The organism is Klebsiella sp. TF21-TM, assembly GCF_019753495.1.
Classification (GTDB): domain Bacteria; phylum Pseudomonadota; class Gammaproteobacteria; order Enterobacterales; family Enterobacteriaceae; genus Klebsiella; species Klebsiella quasipneumoniae.
The window spans coordinates 57,698-82,328 of sequence record NZ_JAIJYL010000011.1; the positions used below are offsets into that span (position 1 = coordinate 57,698).

General features: G+C 61.2%; 20 protein-coding genes, 1 pseudogene and 1 riboswitch. Of the genes and pseudogenes, 9 read left to right on the forward strand and 12 right to left on the reverse strand.

Features of this window, described 5'->3' with window-relative positions:
* Positions 1–83: 83 nt before the first annotated feature.
* Positions 84–1,274 carry a cytochrome c biogenesis protein/redoxin gene (locus K5R89_RS12610; RefSeq protein WP_217259408.1) on the forward strand — a complete coding sequence of 397 codons (1,191 nt, stop codon included), beginning with the start codon at positions 84–86 and terminating at the stop codon, positions 1,272–1,274.
* Positions 1,275–1,980: 706 nt separating this feature from the next.
* Here the strand turns inward: K5R89_RS12610 and K5R89_RS12615 are convergent.
* From K5R89_RS12615 to tenA, 7 genes are all read right to left on the reverse strand, one after another.
* Positions 1,981–2,874: a LysR substrate-binding domain-containing protein gene (locus K5R89_RS12615; RefSeq protein WP_135718651.1), complete on the reverse strand. Its 894-nt coding sequence runs from the start codon at positions 2,872–2,874 to the stop codon at positions 1,981–1,983.
* A gap of 203 nt (positions 2,875–3,077) precedes the next feature.
* Positions 3,078–4,559 (reverse strand): aspartate aminotransferase family protein, encoded by a 1,482-nt coding sequence (locus K5R89_RS12620; RefSeq protein WP_072413243.1) that lies wholly within the window; start codon positions 4,557–4,559, stop codon positions 3,078–3,080.
* A gap of 9 nt (positions 4,560–4,568) precedes the next feature.
* Entirely contained in the window at positions 4,569–5,954 is a 1,386-nt protein-coding gene (locus tag K5R89_RS12625) for a diaminobutyrate--2-oxoglutarate transaminase (protein WP_072096675.1), read from the reverse strand.
* Between the two features lie 306 nt (positions 5,955–6,260).
* Positions 6,261–7,196, reverse strand: coding sequence for an ABC transporter substrate-binding protein (locus K5R89_RS12630; RefSeq protein ID WP_032452954.1), 936 nt, complete (start codon positions 7,194–7,196; stop codon positions 6,261–6,263).
* 24 nt (positions 7,197–7,220) lie between these two features.
* Positions 7,221–7,961, reverse strand: a complete 741-nt coding sequence (locus tag K5R89_RS12635; RefSeq protein ID WP_032452953.1) for an ABC transporter permease — start codon at positions 7,959–7,961, stop codon at positions 7,221–7,223.
* Positions 7,958–8,686 (reverse strand): ABC transporter ATP-binding protein, encoded by a 729-nt coding sequence (locus K5R89_RS12640; protein ID WP_043519611.1) that lies wholly within the window; start codon positions 8,684–8,686, stop codon positions 7,958–7,960. The genes K5R89_RS12635 and K5R89_RS12640 overlap by 4 nt, the downstream gene beginning before the upstream one ends.
* Positions 8,683–9,378 (reverse strand): thiaminase II, encoded by a 696-nt coding sequence (tenA, locus tag K5R89_RS12645; RefSeq protein WP_217259407.1) that lies wholly within the window; start codon positions 9,376–9,378, stop codon positions 8,683–8,685. Before tenA ends, K5R89_RS12640 begins: the two co-directional genes overlap by 4 nt.
* A 68-nt stretch (positions 9,379–9,446) precedes the next feature.
* Positions 9,447–9,548: riboswitch (TPP riboswitch) on the reverse strand.
* Positions 9,549–9,768: 220 nt separating this feature from the next.
* On the opposite strand from tenA, the gene K5R89_RS12650 reads away from it, so the two are divergent.
* The 3 genes from K5R89_RS12650 to K5R89_RS12660 all read left to right on the forward strand — a co-directional run bounded on the left by K5R89_RS12650 (position 9,769) and on the right by K5R89_RS12660 (position 13,025).
* The gene (locus K5R89_RS12650) at positions 9,769–10,890 is read left to right on the forward strand and encodes a BamA/TamA family outer membrane protein (RefSeq protein ID WP_124074039.1); all 1,122 of its coding nucleotides are present in this window, start codon (positions 9,769–9,771) and stop codon (positions 10,888–10,890) included.
* Between the two features lie 18 nt (positions 10,891–10,908).
* Complete coding sequence (locus tag K5R89_RS12655; RefSeq protein WP_217259406.1) at positions 10,909–11,853, forward strand: hypothetical protein; 945 nt, start codon at positions 10,909–10,911, stop codon at positions 11,851–11,853.
* Positions 11,854–11,918: 65 nt separating this feature from the next.
* Entirely contained in the window at positions 11,919–13,025 is a 1,107-nt protein-coding gene (locus K5R89_RS12660; RefSeq protein WP_023289781.1) for a DUF4056 domain-containing protein, read from the forward strand.
* A gap of 36 nt (positions 13,026–13,061) precedes the next feature.
* On the opposite strand, the gene K5R89_RS12665 is transcribed toward K5R89_RS12660, so the two are convergent.
* The 3 genes from K5R89_RS12665 to K5R89_RS12675 form a co-directional block, all read right to left on the reverse strand.
* Positions 13,062–14,234 (reverse strand): Gfo/Idh/MocA family protein, encoded by a 1,173-nt coding sequence (locus K5R89_RS12665; protein WP_023289780.1) that lies wholly within the window; start codon positions 14,232–14,234, stop codon positions 13,062–13,064.
* A 12-nt stretch (positions 14,235–14,246) separates the two neighbouring features.
* Positions 14,247–15,170: a TIM barrel protein gene (locus K5R89_RS12670; protein WP_217259405.1), complete on the reverse strand. Its 924-nt coding sequence runs from the start codon at positions 15,168–15,170 to the stop codon at positions 14,247–14,249.
* A gap of 190 nt (positions 15,171–15,360) precedes the next feature.
* Positions 15,361–16,401 (reverse strand): LacI family DNA-binding transcriptional regulator, encoded by a 1,041-nt coding sequence (locus K5R89_RS12675; RefSeq protein WP_032429163.1) that lies wholly within the window; start codon positions 16,399–16,401, stop codon positions 15,361–15,363.
* A 396-nt stretch (positions 16,402–16,797) separates the two neighbouring features.
* Between K5R89_RS12675 and K5R89_RS12680 the strand changes: the two genes are divergently transcribed.
* Entirely contained in the window at positions 16,798–18,054 is a 1,257-nt protein-coding gene (locus K5R89_RS12680) for a sensor domain-containing diguanylate cyclase (RefSeq protein ID WP_124074042.1), read from the forward strand.
* An 89-nt stretch (positions 18,055–18,143) separates the two neighbouring features.
* Positions 18,144–19,085 (forward strand): hypothetical protein, encoded by a 942-nt coding sequence (locus K5R89_RS12685; protein WP_023289776.1) that lies wholly within the window; start codon positions 18,144–18,146, stop codon positions 19,083–19,085.
* A 64-nt stretch (positions 19,086–19,149) separates the two neighbouring features.
* On the opposite strand, the gene guaD is transcribed toward K5R89_RS12685, so the two are convergent.
* A complete protein-coding gene (gene guaD, locus K5R89_RS12690) occupies positions 19,150–20,460 on the reverse strand; it encodes a guanine deaminase (RefSeq protein ID WP_217259404.1) in 1,311 nt (436 codons plus the stop codon).
* Positions 20,461–20,561: 101 nt separating this feature from the next.
* Positions 20,562–22,058, reverse strand: coding sequence for an NCS1 family nucleobase:cation symporter-1 (locus K5R89_RS12695; RefSeq protein WP_023289774.1), 1,497 nt, complete (start codon positions 22,056–22,058; stop codon positions 20,562–20,564).
* A gap of 144 nt (positions 22,059–22,202) precedes the next feature.
* Between K5R89_RS12695 and K5R89_RS12700 the strand changes: the two genes are divergently transcribed.
* The 3 genes and pseudogenes from K5R89_RS12700 (at position 22,203) to puuE (ending at position 24,607) form a co-directional block, all read left to right on the forward strand.
* On the forward strand, positions 22,203–22,919 hold the full coding sequence (locus tag K5R89_RS12700; RefSeq protein WP_002905523.1) for a GntR family transcriptional regulator: 717 nt from the start codon (positions 22,203–22,205) through the stop codon (positions 22,917–22,919).
* Positions 22,919–23,784: pseudogene (hpxA, locus tag K5R89_RS12705) on the forward strand (allantoin racemase). The gene K5R89_RS12700 and the pseudogene hpxA overlap by 1 nt, the downstream one beginning before the upstream one ends.
* Positions 23,708–24,607 carry an allantoinase PuuE gene (gene puuE, locus K5R89_RS12710; protein WP_223171644.1) on the forward strand — a complete coding sequence of 300 codons (900 nt, stop codon included), beginning with the start codon at positions 23,708–23,710 and terminating at the stop codon, positions 24,605–24,607. Before hpxA ends, puuE begins: the two are co-directional and overlap by 77 nt.
* The last annotated feature ends 24 nt before the right edge of the window (positions 24,608–24,631 follow it).

The window sequence follows — 24,631 nt, forward strand, 5'->3', positions numbered from 1 at the left end:
TCCCGACACATCCGCCCTACATCCCCTTGCTGTAATGTCGCGGCTGCCACCTTCGGCAGCGATGGCATAATGAGGAGAAGGCGATGTCGATATTGATTGCATTTTTGGGCGGGATGTTAACCCTGCTAAGCCCCTGCACGCTGCCGGTGATCCCGCTGCTGTTCGCCAGCGTCCGGGGCCGCCGGGGGCAACTGGCGATCATGCTGGCGGGCATGGCGCTGATGTTCGGCGCTGTGTCGTGGCTGGTAACGGTCGCCAGCGGTTGGGTCGTGAATCTGACGCTGGCTGGGCGCGGCCTGGCGCTGGCGTTCTTCGCTCTTGTCGGGCTGAGCCTGCTTTCGCCGCGCGTCGCGCAGCGGCTGACGTCACCCCTGGTGGCGTTGGGGAATCAGCTTAACGACGCCAGCTCACGCCAGCGCGGCTGGATCGGTTCGCTGCTGGCCGGGCTGGCGGTGGGTCTGCTGTGGGCGCCATGCGCCGGGCCGGTACTGGGGGCGATACTGAGCCTGGGCTTTGTGCAGCCGGGCCAGGCGACCACCGGCGGGTTGCTGTTAGCCTACGGCGGCGGCGGGGCGCTGATGTTATTCCTGCTCGGGTGGTGCGGTGCGGCGTTGATTGCCCGTCTGCGTCGCGGGCTGGCGTTCGGCGAACGACTGCGCCGGCTGGCGGGGGTAGCGATGCTGGCCTCGGTGGCGCTGATCGTCAGCGGCGGCGACCGCTATTTGCAAAGCGCGGGAGGATGGAGTCAGGCGCTGGAGCAGCGGCTGGCCGCCCGTCTGCCGCAGCCAACGCAGAAAACGGTTCTGCAACCGATCGCGACGCCCGAGCCCAGCAGCGCGATGCCTTCGCTGGCGGGGGGCAGCGCATGGCTCAATAGCCCGGCGTTAACCCCGGAGAGTCTGAAAGGCAAAGTGGTGCTGGTGGACTTCTGGACCCGGGAGTGCATCAACTGTCAGCATACCCTGCCTTACGTGCGCGACTGGGCGAACAAATACCGCGCGGCCGGGCTGGTGGTGATTGGCGTTCATACCCCGGAATATCCCTGGGAGCGTTCGCTACCGCTGCTGCGCCAGGCGGTGAAGGACTGGCGGATAACCTACCCTGTGGTGGCGGATAATGAGTACGCCCTCTGGAACGCCTTCGGCAATCAGTACTGGCCGGCGCATTACATTTTCGACGCACGTGGGCAACTGCGCTATACCGCCTTCGGCGAAGGGGATTATGCCCGCCAGGAGCAGGTGATCCAGCAGCTGCTGCAGGAGAGCAAAGCCTGACCCGCGGACGTCGGTGACTGCCGGACGGTTCCCTTTATCCCTTATGCTCATTGCCGGGCGGCGCTACGCTTGCCCGGCCTACAGGAGCGCGCAGGGAGAATGTAGGCCCGGTAAGGCGCAGCCGCCACCGGGCATTGAAACGGGAAGGGGACTGGATGCCTGTTGCCGGGCGGTGCTGCACTTGCCCGGCCTACAGGAGCGCGCAGGGAGAATGTAGGCCCGGTAAGGCGCAGCCGCCACCGGGCATCGAAGCGGGAACGGTGCTGGATGCTCATTGCCGGGCGGCGCTACGCTTGCCCGGCCTACAGGAGTGCGCAGGGAGAATGTAGGCCCGGTAAGGCGCAGCCGCCACCGGGCGTTGAAACGGGAAGGGTGCTGGATGCCTGTTGCCGGGCGGCGCTGCGCTTGCCCGGCCTACGGGGTTACGGAGCCGCGTGTAGGCCCGGCCAGGCGGGTTACGGAGCCGCGTGCAGGCCAGGTAAGGCGCAGCCGCCACCGGGCGTTGAAACGGGAAGGGTGCTGAATGCCTGTTGCCGGGCGGCGCTACGCTTGCCCGGCCTGGGGGGTTACGAAGCCGCGTGTAGGCCCGGTAAGGCGGGTTACGTAGCGGGTGGAGACAGAATCTTGGCCGGGGTAACAGACGTTGCCGAACGGTTCCCTCTCCCTCCGGGAGAGGGTTAGGGTGAGGGAAACTGGCGTGACACTGTCACCGAACAACCCACTCCTGCAGGGCCTCGGACATCAGTTCGCCGAGCAGCGTGACCGCGGCGGAATGGGGTTCCTGACGCGGGGTTTGTTGCAGACTGACGGCCAGGTTGCCGGGGGATGGCAGTGATCCGCCGGCGGGGCGCAGATTGCCTGGCATGCCGATGCGGCTGCGTACCGTCAGCCCCAGGCCGGCCTGCACCGCCGCCCAGATGCCGCTCAGGCTGTGGCTGACGAACACCACCTGCCAGGGGATCCCTGCGGCATCGAGACAGGCAATAGCGCGGGAACGCATCAGGCACGGGCTGTCGAACATCACCAGCGGCAGCGGCTCGCCGGACGCCAGCCGCGCGCGAACGTCAAAGTCAGGATGCGCAATCCACGCCAGCGGGCAGCGGCCCAGCCCGGGGCCCTGATCTTCGGTTTGCCACAGCAGCGCCAGATCCAGCGTCTGCTCCGCCAGCGCCTGGCGCAGCGGGCCATTGCGATCCACCCTGGCGACGATCCGCACCTGCGGATGGTGGCGGGTAAACTGCCCAAGGATCCCCGGCATTAGCGATTCGCCAAAATCTTCCTGCATGCCAAGGTGAATTTCGCCAGTGAGCCGTTCGCCCTGCAGCGCGCGCAGGGTTTCATCATTGAGCGCCAGCAGCCGTCTGGCGTAGCTCATTAGCTTTTCGCCCTCCGCGGTCAGCGCCAGGTGACGCCCCTGTTTAACCACCAGCGCGGCGCCGCACTGACTCTCCAGCTTTTTGAGCTGGGCGCTGACGGCGGAGGTGGAGCGCGCCAGACGCTGCGCCGCCAGGGCGAAGCTGCCGCACTCCATGCCGGTCACAAAGCTGCGCAGGGCGTCGAGATCGAGGCCGGGTAAGCGTTTCTCCATTATCATCCTTATTACCGGGACGTTGGATTCTGGCGATTGCCATTATCGGGACCTTACTGTGGCATCGCGGCGGGAAGGCGTCAACGGACCCTGCGGCGAGAAGCGTAGAAGTCGCGCAGGCAGGCATAAAAAAAGCCGATAAGGGAACTTATCGGCTTAGTGCAGGCAGGGCTGGCCGCTGAGCGGGGCGACAGGCGCCGCCTCACTCAGGCAGATTATTGCGCCAGCAGCTCCTGAGCGGTGCGCTCCACCAGGCTCAGCAGGACCTTCACATCATCCAGCGTCACCACCGGGTTCAGCAGGGTCAGCTTCAGGCAGGTAACGCCGTTGTGCTCGGTCACGCCAACGTTGGCGCGGCCGGAAGCCAGCAGGGCGTCGCCGACGCGCTGGTTGAGCAGGGCGATAGCCGCCGCGTCGCTCTGCGCCATCTGCGCCGGACGAGAACGGAACAGCACGCTCGCCAGCTGCGGCTGCATCACCAGCTCCAGCGTCGGCTGCGACTTCACGTACTCCGCGACGTTTTTCGCCATGGTGACGCCGTGATCGATGATCGCCGCATACTGTTTCTGCCCCAGCGCTTCGAGGCCCATCCACAGCTTCAGGGCATCGAAGCGGCGGGTGGTCTGCAGCGATTTAGAAACCAGGTTCGGCACGCCGTGTTCTTCATCGAACTCGGAGTTCAGATAGGCCGCCTGATAACGCATCAGCTCGTAATGGCGGGCATCCTTCAGCAGGAAGGCACCGCAGCTGATGGTCTGGAAGAACTGCTTGTGGAAGTCCAGGGTAACGGAATCCACCAGCTCCAGACCGTCAAGATAGTCGCGATACTGCTCAGACAGCAGCAGCGCGCCGCCCCAGGCCGCGTCAACGTGCAGCCAGATCTGATGCTCCGCGGCGATACCGGCGATGTCGCGCAGCGGGTCGATAGCCCCCGCGTCGGTCGTCCCGGCGGTGGCGACGATCGCCATGATCTGTTCGCCGTTAGCCTGCGCCTGCGCAATCTTCGCCTTCAGGTCGGCCACGTCCATCCGCGCGAATTCGTCGGTTTTCACCAGCGTAACCGAGCGGTAGCCGAGACCCATCAGCGCCATGTTCTTCTGCACCGAGAAGTGGGCGTTTTCCGAGCACAGCACTTTGTACTGGCGGATATCCCCCGGCAGTCCATCCTGCTGGATGGAGTGTCCCTGACGGGCGAAGAAGGCGTCGCGCGCCAACATCAGGCCCATCAGGTTGCTCTGGGTGCCGCCGCTGGTGAAGACGCCGGCGTCGCCTGCCGGATAGCCGACCCGGGCGCGCAACCACTCGATCAGCTTCATCTCAATGATGGTCGCCGACGGGCTCTGATCCCAGGAGTCCATGCTCTGGTTGGTGGCGTTGATCAGCACTTCCGCCGCCTGGCTAATCACCAGGCTCGGGCAGTGCAGGTGCGCCACGCACTGTGGGTGATGCACCGACAGGCTGTCTTTCAGGAAGTACTCGATCGCACGATCAATCGCCGCCTGGTTACCCAACCCCTGTTCGTTAAATTCAAGGGAGATACGCTCACGCAGTTCGTCAACGCTTTTCCCCTGATACATCTCAGGTTGCTTCAGCCACTGCACAACGGCCTGACTGGTCTGCTCGATAACCTGCTGATAGGCCTCAACGCTCTGCGCCGAACCAGCAAGAATCGGATTCAATGTGGACATGGTGGTCACTGACTCCACTCAGACCGGTTTCACACCGGCGGCCAGCAGGGCCTGTTCAAATTTGTCGAGGAACACATTCAGTTCCGCGTCGCTGATCAGCAGGGACGGCAGCAGGCGCAGCACGCAGCCGTGACGGCCACCGCGCTCCAGAATCAGGCCCGCTTCGAAGCATTTCTTCTGCAGCAGGGCAGAGAGTTCGCCGTCAGCCGGGTAGCAGCCCATGTGATCCTGCGCGTCGTTCGGCTTGACGATTTCGATACCGATCATCAGACCGAGACCGCGAACGTGGCCAATGACCGGGTAGCGCTTCTGCAGCTCCGCCAGTTTGCCTTTCAGCCACTCGCCCTGGGCGGCGACTTTGTCGGCAATGTTGTTGTCGCGCAGGTGACGCAGGGTGGTCAGCCCGGTAGCCATCGCCAGCTGGTTGCCGCGGAAGGTGCCGGTGTGGTGACCCGGTTCCCAGGCGTCGAACTGCTTTTTAATGCCCAGCACCGCCAGCGGCAGACCGCCGCCAACCGCTTTCGACATCACGATGATGTCCGGCTGAATACCGGCGTGTTCGAAGGCGAAGAATTTACCGGTACGGGCAAAGCCGGCCTGCACTTCATCGACGATCAGCAGAATACCGTGCTCTTCGGTCACTTTGCGGATGCGCTGCAGCCACTCGACCGGCGCCGGGTTCACGCCGCCTTCGCCCTGAACGGCTTCGAGGATCACGGCCGCCGGTTTACGGACGCCGCTCTCCACGTCGTTGATCAGGTTTTCGAAGTAGTAGGTCAGCGCTTTGACGCCGGCTTCGCCGCCGATGCCCAGCGGGCAGCGGTACAGGTGCGGGTAAGGCATAAACTGCACTTCCGGCATCATGCCGTTGACCGCCGCTTTCGGCGACAGGTTGCCGGTGACCGACAGCGCGCCGTGGGTCATCCCGTGATAGCCGCCGGAGAAGCTGATCACCGACGTACGACCGGTGTATTTTTTCGCCAGCTTCAGCGCCGCTTCCACGGCGTCAGCGCCGGAAGGACCGGTGAACTGCAGGCAATACTCTTTCCCTTCGCCCGGCAGGCAAGAGAGCAGGTATTCGGAGAAACGATCTTTTAACGGGGTAGTCAGATCGAGAGTATGTAACGGCAAGCCGCTGGTAATGACACTTTGGATGCTCTGCAATACATCAGGGTGGTTGTGGCCCAGAGCGAGAGTACCGGCGCCGGCGAGGCAGTCCAGGTACTGTTTGTTATCCGCATCCGTCAGCCACACGCCTTCAGCTTTAGTGATAGCCAGCGGTAACTTACGCGGGTAACTCCTGACATTCGATTCGAATTCGGCCTGACGGGCCAAAAAGGTTTCGTTGTTTGCGTCTAATAAATCGGCACGTAAAGTATCAATACGGACTTTATCCGTCATCATATCACTCCCACAACCAGCATTGCGGTTGAACGCTGGTTGAATAATTGGTGTAAGGAATTGAATTGGCATTCATAAAGCGCGCACAATATATGGCTTTTTAAATCCGCATTCAACGTTTTATTGATTGCGTTATTTTGACGTTATTCTTACCGGGGTAAAAATTAACGTAACCTGCTGAATTATAATAAAACAACCCTGAGTAACGATAACCCTTTAAAGTGTAATTATTAGTGAGAAAGTCTCTATATTTTTATTGCCGCTGCGTTAAAGCGCTGACGGAAAGCCTTCCGTCAGCGATAGCAAGAGTCAATGCAGCTCAACCGCATAATTTGTTAAAGGTGTAACTTTTTTCACCAACTTATTGTTATATAAAAACTGTTCGTAAGTGTCGTAGCGCGCTTTATCCAGCGCCGCCGGATCGGCGGCGAACAGGGGCACGGTTTGCAGCCACGCCTGATGGTTAAGCTCGGTCTTCAGCTCCGGATGCGCGGCGGCGAACGCCTCCCAGCTCTCCTGCGGATGCGCGCGCAGGTAGCTGACCCCGGCCTGCAGGGCGGTGAGGAATTTACGGATTTTCGCCTCATGAATCGCGTCGCGGTGGGCGACAATCACCAGCTCGTCATAGGCCGGTACGCCATAATCCTCAACGTTCATCACCACCGGGGCTTTGCCCTGCAGCTTCAGCTCCTGCGCTTCTATATTACGATAGCCGCCGATGACCGCGTCCACCTGGCCCGCCAGCAGAGCGCTGGTCAGCTGAAAATTGACGTTGACCAGCTTGATACTGGCCGGATCGATCCCCGCATGCTGCGCCATGGTCGACAGGGTGGCCTGCTCAATGCCGCTGACCGAGTAACCCACCTTCTTGCCTTGCAGATCCGCCGGGGTTTTGATCTGCTTATCCAGGGCGATCACCGTGTTCAGCGGCGAGCCGATCAGGGTGCCCACGCGCACCAGCGGTAACCCTTCGTCAGCGAAGAAGTGCACCTGCGGCTGGTAGGTGATGGCCAGGTCCGCCTGACGGGCGGCCACCATGCGGGGCGGCAGCGCCGGATCCGACGGGGGGACAATCTTGACGTCCAGACCCTGGGCCTTAAAGGCGCCGATCTGCTCGGCCACCATAATCGGCGCATGGTCGGGGTTAATATACCAGTCCAGCACCAGGGTGAGCGGTTCATTGGCCAGCGCGTGACCGCTGAGCAGCGCCGTCAGGGTTGCTCCGGCGAAAAGCGACGTTTTCATCTGTTTTCCTTAATTACTTCATGATTATTCCGGCGACCAGTCGATCAGCCGGTGCAGCAGGGTGTCTACCGCCAGCCACAGGAAGAGGGTCAGCAGTACTAAAATAAACAGCGCGGCGAAGCAGATATCGGTTTGCAGCCGCGCGTTGGCATTGAGCATGACGTAGCCCAGCCCCTCGGCGGAGCCGACCCATTCGCCGATAATGGCGCCGATGGGAGCCACCGCCGCCGCCATGCGCAGGCCCGAGCCCAGCGCCGGCAGGGCGGCCATCAGGCGGACATGCCGCAGCTGAGCGCCGAAGGAGGCGTTCATGCTGCGCGCCAGATCGAGATACTCGTGGTTGACCCGTCGCAAGCCGTCAAAGAAGGCGGACGTGACGGGAAAGAAAATCACCAGCACCGCCATCGCCACTTTGGCGCTCATGCCAAACCCCAGCCACAGCACCAGCAGCGGGGCGAGGGCAAAGACCGGGATCGCCTGGCTGGTGAGCACCAGCGGCATCAGCCAGCGCTGCAGGCGCGGGGAGAGGATCATGCCCAGCGCCAGCGTGACGCCGAGCGCCACCCCCAGCGCCAGGCCGCTGAGGATCTCGCTGAGGGTAATCAGCGTGTGCCAGCCGAGATAGGCGCGATTGACCCACAGCGCCTCGGCGACCGCCGCCGGGGAGGGTAAAAGAAAGTGCGGAATGCCGCTGCGGCTGGCCAGACCCCAGAGAAGCATCAGTCCGCAGAACACCATGCCGCCGCGCCAGAGACGTCCAGTCATGAGTGGGCCCTCATCAGCTGCTGCAGCAGCGCCGCCTGGGCGTTCAACAGCTCGGGCGCATCCGGCGCGCGCGGAGGCGCGCCGGTGAGGTGATGGCTGTCGTCGATCTCCCCGTCGGCGGCCGAGAGGACCAGCAGACGGTGGCTCAGCCGGCAGGCTTCCAGCGGATCGTGGGTGATCAGCACCACCGTGCGCCCCGCCAGCAGAGTGGCCGCGAGGGTCTGAATGCGCGTGCGGGTGAGGGTGTCCAGCGCCGAGAAAGGCTCATCCATGAGCACGATGGGCCGGTCCTCATACAGGGTGCGGGCCAGCGCGGCGCGCTGACGCATCCCGCCGGAGAGCGTCGCCGGCCGGGCGTCGGCGCACGAGGCGAGCTCCACCTGTTCCAGCAGGGTGGCGACCCGGGCGTGATCCACTTTCTCACCGCGCAGCCGCGCGCCGAGGGCGACGTTCTCCCGAACGCTCAGCCAGGGATAAAGCAGATCTTTCTGCCCCATCCACGCCAGGCGGCCGGGTATCGGCTTGCCGTCGCTGGCGACCACTTCCCCGCAGGTGGCGGGGGCCAGGCCGGCCATGACCCGCAGCAGGCTGGTTTTTCCGGCCCCGCTGGCGCCGAGCAGCGACACCCACTGGCCGCCGGGGACCGTCAGCGACAGATTGTCGAACAGGCGGCGGTCGCCGAAATGGAGGCTCAGATTGCGGACCTCGATACCTGGCGCCGTCACGCCCGGGACTCCACCGCGGCGTTGAGCCCCATCTGCCAGAACTGCGCCTCCAGGCGGGTGGCGGTGGTGAAGATGTCGCTCAGTTCAGTGATTCGGGACTCGCTTCCACGCTGTTGCCACAAGGTCTCCAGCAGCGCCAGCGCGGCGCTGACGCCCTGCAGATAGCCTTCATCGCCGTAGTTGCGGATCCATGAGGCGTAAGGACTGTCGTCCAGTCGGGTGGTGGGGTGATGCAGCAGGCCCAGACCGATTTCGGCGTAACCCGCTACGCAGGGCATTAGAGCGACCAGCAGATCCAGCGCGTCGCCTGAATGGCCGATATCCAGCACGTAGCGGGTATAGTTGATGGTTTCCGGCGCTTCGGGCTGGGCGGCCATCTCCGGTTCGCTAATGCCCCACTGGGCACAGTAGCCGACGTGCAGCGGCACTTCGTTAAGAATGGCGTTCATGGAGGCGGCCGCGGCGCGCATCTCCGGCAGCGTGCGCAGTTTACTCACCAGCAGCGCGTAGCTGCGGGCGAAATGGATCAGAAACAGATAATCCTGGGTCAGATAGCGACGAAATGCGCTTTCAGCAAGGGTACCTTCGGCGAGCTGCTGAACGAAAGGGTGCGCCACATAGTGCTGCCAGTCAGCGGCGGCCAGCTGGCGTAAACGGCCATAAAGACCTTGGCTAAACGCGGGAACAATCACAGGACCTCCAGTTGTGCAGGGGAGATCCGGGCGTGCAGGGGTGTGAACAGGCAATGGCGGTAATGCTGGCAAAATTGCCGACCCGTCCCTTCGCTGGCATGACCCAGATCAGGTTCAAAGGGTTCGGCTTGCGCCATCTCAGCCCTCACGGGACACCCCTCGGTAGCGCTATGTTATACGACATTCACCTTATGAATACAATCATCGCGCCGTCCGGCGGAGCGAAGGCGGCTTTCTGTGACGGCCAGCTCTTTTTTATCCAAAAATACCCAAAAAACAGGCCACTGCGCGTTGGTGGGGGTTCTCCGGTTACGTTATATTTTCCTTATTCCGTTGTAATAATCCTGTTCGCCACGCGTGTCGTGCGCGCCCCAACGCCCTGGAGTGAGCATGAAATTCCCGCTGTCCACGCTGGCGCTTCTGTTCCTGTTGTGCCCGCCTGGCGATGCCGCCGATCTGTTCGATGCGGAAGATGGCATGCTCGACATGAGTCAGTATCTGGCGGAAAACCGTTACGGTTTTCTGCCGGTGCCGCTGGCGATAACCGAGCCGGCGATCGGCTATGGCGGCGGACTGTTTGGCCTGTTTTTACACGGCAAAGGTAGCCGGGAGGGCGGGCAGTTTATTCCTCCGCCGCTCACCGCTTTTGGCGGGGCCGCCACGCAGAATGGCACCTGGTTTATTGGCGGCGGTCATCGTCACACCTGGCAGCATGATCGCATTCGTTACCTGGCGGGCGCCGGCTACGCTAACGTCAATCTGGATATCTATTCCGGCGATACTGGCGGCTTCAGCCATGCTAAACCGGTGCAGACGCAGACCAAAGGCGTCGCCGCGCTGCAAAAGCTGCTGTTTCGCCTGGGCGACACGCCGGTGTTCCTCGGGGCCTCCCAGGTGTATGCCCGGGCGGATGTCTCTACCGATAATCCACGGCTCAACCGGGTGTGGCAGCAGGTGCTCGGGCAAAACAGCACCTCTTCGGCGCTGGGGGTGGTGGCGGAATATGACACTACCGATAATATTTTCTATCCTCAGAGTGGGTTAGCGCTGAAGGGGGAATATCGGTTTTTCCGTTCGCTGCTCGGGGGCGATTATCACTACAACACTTTTTCGCTGGACGGAAAGGTGTTTATTCCGCTCAGCCAGACGCTGACCCTGGCGGTCGCGGGCAATTATCAGTCCTTAACCCACCATGATAAGCATCTGATGCCGATGGCGCGTCCTTACATCGCGCTGCGTGGGATTTCGCGCTACCGCTATCAGGGCGACTACGTGGCCACGGCGCAAACCCAGCTGGCCTGGGCGGTTACTCCGCGCTGGATCCTGCAGGGATTCGTTGGCGCCGGGAGCGCCGCTGACGCGGCGGATACGCTATGGGAACAGTCAGAGGTGGCATGGGGGGCCGGTTTTCGATACCTGATCGCGCGACAGTACGGTTTACGTACCGGGATTGACGTGGCGTTCAGCGAGCATGAACAGGCGGTCTACTTCAATGTCGGTTCGGGTTTATAACTACACATGAGAACAAAAATGAGATCATCCGGCGCGGTGTTAACGCTACTGTTAGCAGCCTGGGGCACGTCGGCTGCGGAGCCGGACGAGAGCGACAGCTATTTTCCGATCTGGGGCGAGGAGGCTCGCGCCAGAGGATATTCCATTCCGTTACCCTACGGCGTCAACCTGAGCTATATGAATATCGGCCAGGATATCATGGTCGGCAGTATTACCTTTTCCGGGCTTAAGCTCGGCAATCATCCCATTCCCAGCGATATGTTCGCCATCGATGCCGGACACACCCGCGAGAAAAGCAAAACCGAAAACCTGCGCCTGGATATGTGGGTCTTTCCGTTCCTCAACGTATACGGACTGGTGGGGCATACCCGCGGGTCGTCCGTCTCCCAGGTATCAGTGGATTCAGACCCGTCGCAGTTTCGCGGCCTGGATCGGGCCATCGCCGGCGCGGTTCACCAGCTTTATCAGAGCGGGAAGTTGCAGGATATTGATTTTAAGCTTGATTTTAAAGGCACCACCTGGGGGGCCGGCTTTACGCTCGCCGGCGGCTACGGCAACTGGTTTGGGTTAGTGGATACTAACTATACCCGCACCGACTTCGATATCCTCGACGGCAGCATTTCGGCGGTCACCGTTTCGCCGCGCGTCGGCTATCGGTTCAGTTTTCAGGGGATCGACGGGCCGTCCCATCTCAGCCTGTGGGTCGGCAGCATGTATCAGGACGTGCAGCAGGAGTTTAAGGGCGATCTCGCCGACCTGCACATGCCGCCAGAGCTGCAGCCCCTTATTGCCGCAGTCAATAAAGACGGCGAGGGCAAATTCGACGTTAAGCAGAAGCTGACCTCGCCGTGGAATATGCTGATTGGCGCCCAGTATGAGGTCACCAAAAACTTTAACGTGCTGACTGAATTCGGTTTTAACGACCGCAACAGCTTCTTTGTCTCCGGTGAATACCGTTTTTAACTAAAACTGCAGGCGCCGTCTGCCGGTAAGATGCGCGCTCTTTTGTTGCTGTGGAGAGGCTGTTGATGCGTAAAGCCTTATGGCTGTTATTCGCGCTGGCGCTGCCGGCGCTGGCGCAGGACCCGGTGTTGCCCGCCGTGACGGCGATCCATCCTGCGCCCACCCTGGGCGAGCTGTCGCCGCCGGAATCGCTGCGGCCATGCTGCGCCTTTGGCTACGACCTGCACGTGCGGGCGGTGGGCATTCCGATCCCGGTGTATCAGATTGGTAACGTGCTGACCCTGGATACCCTGGGCAAGCACCATTACAACGACAGCGCGCTCGGCGCGGTGAAAAATCTGCTGGGGCTGAGCGAGGAGCAGAACGGGCTTATCTATACCCGTCGCGGCGGGTTTATCGATATTGCCCATGTGCGCGACACGGCGGATTACACCTTTTATCTGTTCAATCGCATTTCGCCGACGCTGGGCCAGGCGGGGCGCATATTCTACAGCGAAGAACTTGGCGTGCGCCGCGTTCAGCTCAATGCCTTTACGCCGCCGGCGGGGGTCAGGCAGCGCTATCAGCTGGCGGCCTGGCTCGCCGGGCATCTGGCCTTCGAAATCGCCCAGTGGCATGAGATCGCCCAGTGGTATGGCTTCCAGTCAGTGCCCGGGTTTTCAGAGGAGATCTCCGCGTTTTCGCCGGAGGATCTCTACTCCAACTTACTGGGCGCCAGGCTGGCGATTAACGTCATCCTTAGCGGCCACGGCGGGTCAGTGGAAGCGTATAACCGGGCCATGGAGGCGGCGCTGAAAAAGGCGCTGACCCGGCTGATGGTGGCCACGCGAGGGGAGACGGAAGCGATGTTCCAGCGGATCGATGGCGACTGGTGGAACAGTCGCCGCCGGGTGCCGGATAAGTTTCTGGTGCTGAAGCGTAATTACGATCTACAGGAAAACCGGCTGCCGACGCCGGTCCCTTTCGAAACCATGCCGCCATATCGCCTGACCATGCCGGCGCAGGTGGGGGGATTCCGCTTGCGCGACCTCGGCGAGCTGCAGATCTATCCGGGGCACGATATGCAGGCGCTGCCGGTTCCTGAGCAATACTATGGCGCTGCCGCGTTTCAGGGGCTGGCCGATCGCGCCCGCGAGGCCGATAAAACCCAGCTGGCGCGCATTGAGAAGTAGCGAGAAAGGCTCAGGGCGAGGCCCTGAGCCGGCGAATTAGCGGAAGTTGACCCAACAGGCGCCGTTGTCGGCAGAGCGTACGCAGTTTTCCACCCAGCGGACGCCGAACGCCCCGGCGCGAGCGTCCGGATACCAGAAGTCCGCCAACAGCGCCTCGTCACGCCGGTCAGCGGCGTCCATGGCGATGGCGAAGCGGCGATAGAGATTCGACCAGGCGTCGAACAGCCCCTCCGGGTGGCCACCGCCGATGCGATCGTCCTGGCGCGCCAGCGGATCAAGATAGCCCATGCCGCGCTCCAGAACGCGCGCCGGTTCGCCCTGCACCTCGTAGCGCAGCTGGTTGGGCTGTTCATCCCACCATTCAAGACTGGCTTTTTCCCCCACGATGCGCACCTTTTGCCCGTGCATGGAGCCGCAGTTAACGGCGGAGCTCCACAGCGAGCCGACGGCGCCGTTGTCATACTCCATCAGCACATGCGCGTTATCTTCCAGCGGGGCGCGGCTTTTGACGAAGCTTTGTCTGGCGCACATCAGCCGGGCGATCTTCAACTGCGGGGCCATGGTTTCGACCAGAAACAGCGGGTGAGTGGCAAGATCCCCCAGCACATAGCTGGGGCCGACGAAGCGGGGATCGACCCGCCAGCGGGTACTGGCGTTTTCCTGCTCCACCGGCTGGGCGTGGAAGCCATGAGCAAACTGCATATTGACGATACGGATGTCGCCCAGCAGTCCGTCGGCGATCATCTGCCGGGCCTGCAGGATCATCTGATGGCCGGCATAGCCGTAGGTCACGCCGATGATCTTACGCTGCCGCTGGCTGAGGGCCACCAGTTCGTCCGCCTCTTCGCTGCTGAAGCACAGCGGCTTTTCACACACCACGTGCAGCCCGGCCTCCAGCGCCGCCCGACAGATGGCATAGTGGGTGTTATTCGGCGTGGCAATCGATACGGCCTGAATACCGTCCGGGCGGGCAGCCTCACCGCGAAACAGACTCTGGTAATCGGCGTAACAGCGTGCGGGATCCACCCCCAGCTGTTGGCCGAACTGGCGCCCGCGATCGGCATCAATATCAAAGGCGCCGGCCAGCAGCGCAAAGGTGTTATCGCGCAGGGCGGCAGAGCGGTGAATATAGCCGATTTGGCTGCTGCCGCCGCCGCCGACCATGCCCCAGCGCAGGGTGCGGTCGAGCGGTCTTAAACCGTTAATCATGGGGTTCTCCTGTCAGAATCCAACGCCGCGCAGATAGCGCAGGCTCTCCGTGACCGCCTGCAGGCTGCCTGCGGCATGGCGCGGATCACGCTCTTGTTCAATGGTTATCCAGCCCTGATAGCCGCGGCGGGCAAGAAAATCGTTAATGGCCGGGTAGTCAATGGCGCCGCTGCCGAGCGGGCACATCACCCCTTCGGCGCAGGCGGTGAAAAAGTCGATGCCTTCGGCGACGGCGCGCTGGTAAACCTGCGGATCCACATCCTTGAAGTGCAGGTAGTCGAGCCGCGCGTAATAGCGATCCAGCCAGGTGAGCGGATCCATTCCGGCGTAGTAGAGATGCCCGGTATCCAGACACAACCCTGCCACGTCGTGCGGGATAGCGTTGGCCAGCCGCTCGATTTCATCGGCAAATTCGATGCAGCCCCCGGCGTGGGGATGGATAACCGCCCGCACGCCGTACTCCCGCCAGGCGAGGGTGCTGAGGGCGGTAATGTGCGCCATCATCCGCTGCCAGTCTGCGTCATTGAGGCGCGGAGCCAGCGCGCTGCGTCCGGCAAAGCGCGCCCGCTCGGGGTTGCCGAAGTCGATAATCACCAGATAGGGCGGCTGGAAAGGGTGCCCCGGGATGGGGGCGGCGGTCGGAACCTGCGACAGATTGCGGCAGATTTGATGGGTCAGCGCCTCCAGAGTGGGATAATGGTCTTCGCTCACCAGATCGTCAAAGATCGTCCCGGCGACCAGCGACAGCTGATGCTTTTCCAGCGCCGCGCGCAGGCTGCTCGGGTCGGTGGGCAGGTAGCCCCACGGGCCGAGCTCGATGCTGCGATAGCCGGCCTGCGCCGCCTCCTTCAGCACGGTAGTCCAGGCGGGAAGGTCAGGGTTTTTCGGGTCATCCACGCCCCAGCTGCAGGGGGCGTTGGCGATAGGATAGGTCATGTCGGCTTCCTTTTATCACAGGGGATGCCGCTGAGTATTGAATGAAAATTTCATAGCCAACAATGTTGGAATGATAATTTTATGATGGCCGTCATGATTTGTATTGAGGTTGTTTTTGATAGTTATTTATCAAAATGAGTCCAGGCGTGGTCCAGGCGTGAGGCCGCCCCGTCGGCGACGGGGCGGGCGTTTACATATTTTCTTTGGTGATGATATCGAAAGGCTGAGGGTGCGAAATCACTTCGCTGGGCGGCCGCGAAACGGCTTCCGTCATGGCGCGCAGGGTGGCGGCGGCAAAGTCATCCAGCCGGTGGTTGAGAATGACATCGATGGTGCCATCGATCAGCGCCAGTTCACTGTCGCTTAGCGGGCCATGGCAGACCAGGGTGACGGCCTGCTGGCGGCCGCTGTCGCGCAGCGCCCCGACAATCCCTTCAATGCCGCCGCAGGGAGCATAGATCGCCTGCAGGGCCGGGTACTGGCTGAGCAGCTGTTCCGTTACGCTTCTGGCGACATCCGCCCGTTCATGGCTGCGAACCGGCTCAAGGATCTGCTGCCCTTTACCCTGCTCGCGCAGACAGGAGCGGAAGCTGATCTCACAGCTTTCCTGACAGGTAAAACGATTATCGCCAATGATAATGGCTATTTCGCCTTCGCCACGGCATAAACGGTCGATAAACCAGGCGGCGGTGCGCCCGGCTTTTTGGTTATCAAGGCCGATATAGCCGCTGCGCTGGGGAACCGACAGATCCGAAAGCAGGGTGAATACGCGAACGCCGCGGGCGGCAGCCCGGCCCACCGCATGGCGAATCAGCGGGTGATCCAGCGCCACCAGGCCGAGCACCTCCACCTCATCGCTGAGCCGGTGAATGGCCTGGGCCATCGCTTCCACCGCATCAATGGCAAAATGCAGGATCGTCGGCGTCTCGCCCGCCGGCAGCCACGGCGCGGCCTCTCTTGCGAGCGCCCTCGCCAGCGGCAGGTAGAAGGAGTGGGTCTCCTGCAGCAGAATAAAGCCCATCCTGACGGTAACCGGCGCTTTGCCGGCGGCCAGGCGATAGTGCGGCTGTTCGAGCGTAAACCCCAGCCGCCGGGCGGCCTCCAGCACGCGGTACGCGGTAGATTCTTTCACCGCCGCGCGTTTGTTGAGTACCCGGTCGACGGTGGCCACGCCGACGTTGGCTTCGCGCGCAATGTCGGTAAGCGTGATTTTGCTGGCGGATTTTTTCACTGTGATGACCATTGAAAATGAGCGTTATGATAGAAACTATCATGGTAACGCTGAGCAGAACAACGGCCATCTGTGTGCCACGGCACAAGCCTGCGCCCCTGCAGCGTAAAGTGTGACGGGTATACGCAGTCTGTGATCAAAAGCGACTACCCGTTCTGGCATTGCTGCTATGCTATTGAAATAAAATTAATAATAAAGGCAGTGTCTCCTCTGTCGGTTAAACCGTGCGCAAAGTCGCTCCGGGTGGGCGTCGCTGGGCCAGGAACCGACTATACTTGCCGCGCACGCGCGTAATGACGGTTACTCGATTATTTTTGCTATCACTTTATGCCAGCGTCAGAGCTGCACTGAATGATGTGCCGTTCCGCGCCGGGAGTGGGTCGGTTTGGGGCCTGTATGTTATTAAAAGAACTGGCTGTTTTTGATGTATTAAGCACCCCGATCTGGGTAGTCCATCCTTTTACAGAGTGTGTGGTCTATGCCAATCAGGCTTCCCGGACGCTGAGCGGCGATATGTCGCTGAATGAGATGCGCAACGGTATCTATTCCACCTGCCCGGAAACGCAGCTGCAGCATTATTTGCGCTATCTCGACGCCATGACTGAGATATTTGAAGTCTGGACGCTGCAGACCGCCAAAGGGTTGCAGTCGGTATATTGTAAAACCACCCTGGTGGAGACCGAGGACTGCGGCACCTTACTGTTATTCGAAGCGGTGAAGCTGCTCGCGCAAAATCAGTCGATTCATACCGGCTCCCGCCGCTACCAGCGGCGGAACAATGGCTTTTTTGCCCGCTTTTTTATGACCAATACCGCGCCGATGCTGTTGATCGATCCTCAGAAAGAGGGCCGGATTGTCGATGCCAATATTGCCGCGCTGCGCTTTTATCATTATTCCGATGAGGAAATGCGCACTAAACATACCTGGCAAATTAATACCCTGGGCCGGGATGTGATCCCCATTATGAATAACATTGCCAATATGCCCGGCGGGCATAAGCCGCTTAATTTTACTCATATTCTGGCTGACGGCTCGCTGCGCCATGTTCAAACCTATGCCGGGCCGGTGGTGCTGTATAATATCCGGCTGATGTTATGCATCATTCACGATATCACCGAAGAAGTGCATCTGAAAAAAGAGCTGGAATTTTCCGCCGCCCACGATCCCTTAACCGGACTGTTAAATCGTCGCGAATTTTACCGGCTCGTCGACGCGCCGTCGTTTATCGCCCATGGTTTTTGTCTGTTGTTAATCGATATCGATCATTTCAAGAGTATTAATGATATTCACGGTCATCAAAAAGGCGATGAAGTTCTGCTGGTGATCTCCCGCATTCTGGAAACCTCGGTGGACCGTGAAGATAAGATATATCGCTGGGGAGGCGAGGAGTTTCTGCTCTTTTTGCCCCATTCGCCGATCGCCCGCGCGCTGATGGTGGCGGAGGCGATCCGCCAGGCGGTCAGCGAATATCAGACGCTGTCGGTCACCGTCAGCATCGGCGTCGCCGAGCATCATGATGGTGAAGCGATTGATCAGCTGTTTTACCGCGTCGATAAAGCGCTGTATGCGGCGAAAAATGACGGGCGCAACCGGGTAACGCGCATGCCTTTTGACAGTGCGGAACTGTTGCGCAATAGCGGTGGCGCAGCCTGATTCGCGCTCGCCGACTATACTGAGGATGAGCCAGCCTGCTGTAACGGGTGGTAATAAGATTAGCCTGTGCTTGAGGTGGCAAACAACGTATGGTGCGTCTTCTCGTTCTGCTGTCGGTAGTCTCTCTTTCTGCGCCGACGACGCTGGCGGCGGACGGGCACGCGATTAAACAACGTGCCGATGCGGTATTGACCTTGATGAGCTATACCGTGGTTCCCGACGTGACCGCCAGCGATCTCAACATCGGTTCCGGGAGCAACGATAAACACAACCTGACCATCACCCAGTTTGGCGGCGGAGCGACCCTGAGCGAGTCGTTTCCTCTTTACCTCGAAGGCACAATGGGCTACAGCCGTTACGACCCGCGATTCGTCGTCAGCAATGGCCAACAGACGCGGAATGTGCCGACCAAATGGAACAGTCTGACCACCACCGGCGGCGTCGGCTGGGATTTTTCGCTGCACCGGGACAGCCTCGGAGGTAACCTGGTGCTGCGACCGATCGTCAATGTGATGCTCGGCACCCTGGCCAGCGATGTACGCCTTGGCCGCTGGGTCATAGAGCGAAAAACCAACGCCGATCTGCAGTTTCTTGATGGCGGACGCTTCAACGCCTGGGGGTTGGGCGGGGCGCTGATGCTGGATTATGAACGCTTCTCCGCCACCCAGGATATTGATGCCGAACTGCGTTACTCCTATATGCGTCTGCAAAGTTTCGGCAGCAGCGCCGAGGTGGTGCAGGGCGAAGCCAGCGCGGAGAACCTCGGCCTGTATCTGCGCCGCCGCGCGCCGATCGCTGACTGGACGCTGCTGGGCAACCCGTTGCGCTACGTGCTGGAGGGCGCGCATACTGAATTTATCGGCGACCAGCGAGGGGCGCTGGGTTTTACCGGTTTGACCTCCCTGGGGGTTGGTCTCGAACTGGACAGCAGTAAATACCCGGTCTTTATCACCCGCACCCGGCTGGTGGCGCGCTATATGTTCGGCAATAACACCACGGGCTATGGCCTCGGCCTGGCGATGAGTTTTTGAATGCCATTAACCCAGCCGCCGCCGGCCAGCGCCATCTCCCTGTTGGAGAGGGCCAGGGCGAGGATCAATCCTGACACCACACCCGCTCGCCGTTCACCCACGTCTCGCTGATATTGCGCTCATCGCCCAGGGTCATCAGTACGAACAGCTGCTCATAAATATCATGGCAGCGGCCCATCCGCAGACGCTGCAGCGGAGTGACTGCCGGGTCAATGACCACAAAGTCGGCCTCTTTGCCCGGCTGAAAATTGCCAATCTTCTCTTCCAGCCGCAGGGCGCGCGCCCCGCCGAGAGTGGCGTGATAGAAAGCCTCGCTGGCGCGCAGGCGATAGCTCTGTAGTTGTCCTACCTTGTAGGCCTCACCCAGCGTTCGCAGCATGCTGAAGGTGGTCCCGGCCCCGACGTCGCTGCCGATGCCCATCCGCACCCGGTTCTGCCAGCAGGCGGGCAGGCGGAACAGCCCGCTGCCGAGGAACAGATTCGAGGTCGGACAGAAGGCAACGGCGGACCCGGTGTCATGCAGGCACTGCCATTCGGCATCATCAAGATGGATCCCGTGAGCAAATACGCTGCGTTCGCCGGTGAGCTGGTAGTGATGATAGACATCCAGATAGCGTGCATGCTCCGGCCACAGCTGTTTAACCCAGGCGATCTCCTCCCGGTTTTCACTGAGATGCGTCTGCAGCCAGGTATCGGGATACTCGGCCCGCAGACGCTGCACCGCCTCCAGCAACGCCGGCGTCGAGGTGGGGGCAAAGCGCGGGGTAATGGCATACCCCAGCCTGCCGCGCTGATGCCAGCGGCGGATCAGCGCCCGGGTCTGCTCGTAGCTTTCCCCGGCGGTTTCGCACAGATAGTCGGGCACATGGCGATCCATCATCACCTTTCCGGCGATCAGGCGCATATTGAGGCGCAGCGCTTCGCTGAACAACGCCTCCACCGAGGCCGGATGAAGGGTACAAAACACCAGCGCGGTGGTGGTGCCATGGCTAATCAGCTGATTGACAAAAAACTGCGCTATCTCCTGGGCATACTCCGCATCGGCAAACTGGCTCTCCACCGGGAAGGTGTAAGTGGTAAGCCACTCCAGCAGCTGTTCGCCAAAGGCGCCGATCATCTCAGTCTGCGGATAGTGGACATGGGCATCGACGAACCCCGGCAACAGCAGCTTACCCCGCAGGTCAACATAGCCCTTCAGCGGATGCAGAAAGGCTTCACCCTCCTGCCATGGCAGCAACGTAACAATTTTCCCGTCCTGCAAGAACAACAGGCCATCATTGAGATAGCGGGCCTGGGCGGCCACCTCATCCGGCGTCTCCGCCACGCCGGCGATATCAAAAAATGCACCGCGCACCGCGGTCTGGTAATCCATCATCGAACCTGCCTTCTCTTAACGCTCAGGGAATAGTGATAAACAGCAAGATTGGTGCCAGTTTGCAGCCTGCCGCGGCCAGTCGCCGCGGCAGAAGGGGAAGGTTACTCTTTTTGCGCCACCGCGCCGGAGCGGAAGGCGGCTTTCGCCGCCACTTCACGCTCGTCGCGAGCCAGCCAGCGGTAGGTGGTCGCGCCGAGGAAGACGCCGATAAACCAGCTGAAGTTCGCCACTTCGTGCAGGGCCGGAATAAAGCTGATAATCAGCCCCAGGCCCACCGACGGCAGCAGGGCGGCAATGGCTTTCGGGTTAAAGCCGTTGCGGTACCAGTATTTACCCTTCGGCGTATCGTCAAACAGGTCGTCCACCGACACCCGACCGCGTTTGATCAAATAGAAGTCGGCGATCAGGATGCCAAACAGCGGGCCAATAAAGGCGCCCAGCACGTCGAGGGTATAGTGGATCAGTTCCGGTGAGTTAAACAGGTTCCACGGCGTCAGAAGTATCGACCCCACCGCGGCGATCATCCCGCCGGCGCGGAAGCTGATTTTCTGCGGCGCGCAGTTGGAAAAATCGAAGGCCGGCGAGACGAAGTTAGCCACGATATTGATGCCGATGGTGGCGGTGATCATAGTCAGCAGGCCGATGGCCACCGCCAGATCGTTGCCCACGCGGCTGACGGTTTCAATCGGGTCGGTGATCATTTTGCCGAACAGCGACTGGGTGCCGGAGACAATCACCACGGTGACCACCGAGAACAGCAGGAAGTTAAACGGCAGTCCCCAGCGGTTGCCGCGGCGGATCTCGCCCATGCTTTTGCCGTAGCGGGAAAAGTCGCCGAAGTTAAGCAGCGGCCCGGAGAAGTAGGAGACGACCAGGGCCGTGGCGGTGATCATCTGCCAGGTCTGCTCTCCGGCGCTCAGGGATTTACTGGCGAGGGTAAAGGAGATCCCGTCGAGACCGGTCTTGTATACAATCCAGCCCGCCAGGGCCAGCATTACCACATAGACCGCCGGACCGGCGATGTCGATAAAACGCTTGATGGCGTTCATGCCGTGCCAGAAAACCATCGCCTGCAGCAGCCACATGGTGGCGAAGCACAGCCAGCCGAGCGTCGACAGCCCGAGGAAACTGCTGCCGGTCAGCGAGGCAAGGGAGGGCCAGAACTTGAGCAGGACCAGCATCAGGGCGTTTGCCGCCAGATAGGTCTGAATGCCGTACCAGGCGAAGGCGATCAGCCCGCGGATCACCGCCGGGATATTGGCGCCGAAGACACCGAACGCCTGGCGACAGATCACCGCGTAAGGCACCCCGGCCATCTGGCTGGGCTTCGCCACCAGGTTAGCGCACAGCTGCACAATACAGATGCCCACCAGCAGGCAGAGCAGAACCTGCCAGCTGGCCAGCCCAAGCGTAAAGAAGCTTGCCGCCACCACGTAGCCGCCCATGCTGTGCACGTCCGACATCCAGAATGAAAAGATATTGTACCAGCTCCAGTTCTGGTCGCGGGTGGGCGCCAGATCGTCATTACATAGCCGCGGACTGTAGCCGGCGGCCGCCTCGTGAGTCTTCGTCTGCTGCGTGTGGGATGAATGTGGCATGAAACCTGCTCCTCTGAATGAAAACCCTTTGATATGGATTGCTGAGGCTATTGCAGGATCCAGGCCAGAATGATGAATCTTGTATACAAAAAATAAATTTTATGTATACGATCTCCTATCGATAAGTGAAACCGGAGTGGGTTAATGAATAATGAACATCGTCTCCAGGCCGCGCCAGCGCTGCAGGATAAGGACGAAAGCATTTACCAGGCGCTGATGACGGCTATCGTCGAACATCAGCTGCCGCCGGGCAGCAAACTGCCGGAAGAGGCGCTGGCGGAAGTGTTCGCCGTGAGCCGCACCGGCATCAGAAAGGTGCTGCAACGACTCGCCGCTGTGCAACTGGTCACGTTAACGCCCAAACGTGGTGCACACGTCACCAGCCCGAGCGTGGAAGAGTCCCAGGCGATCTTTCGCACCCGGGCGCTGCTTGAGGTCGCTAATCTGCCCGATGTGATCGCGCGCTGTCAGCCGCCGCATCTGGCGGCGCTGGAGAACATTATCCAGCGTGAACAGCAGGCCCATGAGGCGCACGACGGCCCGGCGGCGATCCGCCACTCCGCTGACTTTCATATTCAGCTGCAGGCTATCTCCGGCAACCCGGTACTCACCGAGATGGTGACCCGCCTCAGCCAGCGCTCCTCGTTAGTGATTGCCGCCTGGGGCGCACCCTGGCGCCAGGGCTGCCGCTGTGACGATCACCAGCAGCTGGTCGGTTTGCTGCGGGATAAAGCCCTGCAGCCGCTTAGCGAGGCGCTGATGCACCATTTTGATCATATTGTCGCCAGCCTGTGCTTCGAGCGCGATGGCGTCAGTCTGCCCGATTTTTCCCGGCTGTTCGCCGGCCACAAGGAGTCGTGATGTCTTCGGTTTGTATACAAGTGATCAACCCCAACACCAGCCTGGCGATGACCGAAACGATAGGCGCCGCCGCGCGTGCGGTCGCCGCGCCGGGCACCGAGATCCTTGCGGTCTGTCCCCGCGCCGGCGTGCCGTCAATAGAGGGCCACTTTGACGAAGCCATCGCGGCGGTCGGCGTGCTGGAGCAGATCAGGGCCGGACGCGAGCAGGGAGTGGATGGGCATGTGATCGCCTGCTTCGGCGACCCGGGGCTGCTGGCGGCGCGCGAGCTGGCTCAGGGGCCGGTGATCGGCATTGCGGAAGCGGCGATGCATATGGCGACGATGGTCGCCACCCGGTTCTCCATTGTGACCACGCTGCCGCGCACGCTGATCATCGCCCGCCATTTGCTGCACCAGTACGGCTTTCATCAACACTGCGCGGCGCTGCACGCCATTGATTTACCGGTGCTGGCGCTGGAAGACGGCAGCGGCCTGGCGCAGGAGAAAGTGCGTGAGCGCTGCATCCGCGCGCTGAACGAGGATGGCAGCGGGGCGATTGTCCTTGGCTGCGGCGGGATGGCGACGCTGGCGCAGGAGCTGACCCGCGAGCTGCGGGTGCCGGTGATCGACGGCGTCAGCGCGGCGGTGAAGATGGTCGAGTCGCTGGTCGCGCTGGGGCTGGCGACCAGCAAGCACGGGGACTTAGCGTTCCCGGAGAAAAAAGCGTTAAGCGGACAGTTTCAGTCGTTAAATCCATTTTAAAAGGGGCAGGTGATGGTTGAGAACCAGGAACACTATCCTCGCGATCTGCGAGGTTATGCAGGGCAGCCGCCGCACGCGCGCTGGCCGGGCGGGGCGCGGATCGCGGTGCAGTTCGTCCTTAACTATGAGGAAGGCGCTGAGAACCACGTCCTGCATGGCGATGCGGGTTCGGAACAGTTCCTGTCCGATATTATCGGCGCCGCCAGCTACCCGGCGCGCCATATGTCGATGGACTCTCTCTATGAATACGGCAGTCGGGCCGGGTTCTGGCGCATCCATCGCGAGTTTAGCCAGCGCGGGCTGCCGCTGACGGTCTTCGGCGTGGCGATGGCGCTGGCGCGGCATCCGGAGATTGTGGCGGCAATCAAGGCCGCGGATTACGATGTGGTCAGCCACGGCTGGCGCTGGATCCACTATCAGCACATGGATATCGCCGAGGAGCGCGAGCATCTGCACAAAGCGGTGCAGGTGCTGACCGATCTGTTCGGCAAGCCGCCCACCGGCTGGTATACCGGCCGCGATAGCCCCAACACCCGCCAGCTGGTGGTGGAGCACGGCGGCTTTGACTACGACAGCGATTATTACGGCGATGATTTACCTTTCTGGAGCGAAGTGGCCTGCAGCGACGGCAGCCGCCGACCGCACCTGATCGTGCCTTACACCCTCGACGCCAACGACATGCGCTTTGCCACCGCCCAGGGGTTCAACACCGCGGAGCAGTTTTATACCTACCTGAAAGACAGCTTTGACGTGCTGTACGCCGAGGGGGAAACCGCGCCGAAGATGATGTCCGTGGGGATGCACTGCCGGCTGCTGGGGCGTCCGGGCCGTTTCCGCGCGCTGCAGCGTTTCCTTGACTATATCCAGCAGCACGACAAGGTATGGGTCTGCACCCGGCAGCAGATCGCCGACCACTGGCGCGAGGTCCATCCGTATCGCGGGTAACTTGCTGCCACTCATCAGGCCCTC

Coding starts and splice junctions, on each gene's coding strand:
- K5R89_RS12625 (WP_072096675.1), bottom strand. CDS start 5,954: ATGATGACGGATAAAGTCCGTATTGATACTTTACGTGCCGATTTATTA.
- K5R89_RS12700 (WP_002905523.1), top strand. CDS start 22,203: ATGAATAATGAACATCGTCTCCAGGCCGCGCCAGCGCTGCAGGATAAG.
- guaD (WP_217259404.1), bottom strand. CDS start 20,460: ATGATGGATTACCAGACCGCGGTGCGCGGTGCATTTTTTGATATCGCC.
- K5R89_RS12695 (WP_023289774.1), bottom strand. CDS start 22,058: ATGCCACATTCATCCCACACGCAGCAGACGAAGACTCACGAGGCGGCC.
- K5R89_RS12670 (WP_217259405.1), bottom strand. CDS start 15,170: ATGACCTATCCTATCGCCAACGCCCCCTGCAGCTGGGGCGTGGATGAC.
- K5R89_RS12635 (WP_032452953.1), bottom strand. CDS start 7,961: ATGACTGGACGTCTCTGGCGCGGCGGCATGGTGTTCTGCGGACTGATG.
- K5R89_RS12685 (WP_023289776.1), top strand. CDS start 18,144: ATGGTGCGTCTTCTCGTTCTGCTGTCGGTAGTCTCTCTTTCTGCGCCG.
- K5R89_RS12630 (WP_032452954.1), bottom strand. CDS start 7,196: ATGAAAACGTCGCTTTTCGCCGGAGCAACCCTGACGGCGCTGCTCAGC.
- K5R89_RS12655 (WP_217259406.1), top strand. CDS start 10,909: ATGAGATCATCCGGCGCGGTGTTAACGCTACTGTTAGCAGCCTGGGGC.
- K5R89_RS12680 (WP_124074042.1), top strand. CDS start 16,798: ATGTTATTAAAAGAACTGGCTGTTTTTGATGTATTAAGCACCCCGATC.
- K5R89_RS12610 (WP_217259408.1), top strand. CDS start 84: ATGTCGATATTGATTGCATTTTTGGGCGGGATGTTAACCCTGCTAAGC.
- K5R89_RS12660 (WP_023289781.1), top strand. CDS start 11,919: ATGCGTAAAGCCTTATGGCTGTTATTCGCGCTGGCGCTGCCGGCGCTG.
- K5R89_RS12665 (WP_023289780.1), bottom strand. CDS start 14,234: ATGATTAACGGTTTAAGACCGCTCGACCGCACCCTGCGCTGGGGCATG.
- K5R89_RS12650 (WP_124074039.1), top strand. CDS start 9,769: ATGAAATTCCCGCTGTCCACGCTGGCGCTTCTGTTCCTGTTGTGCCCG.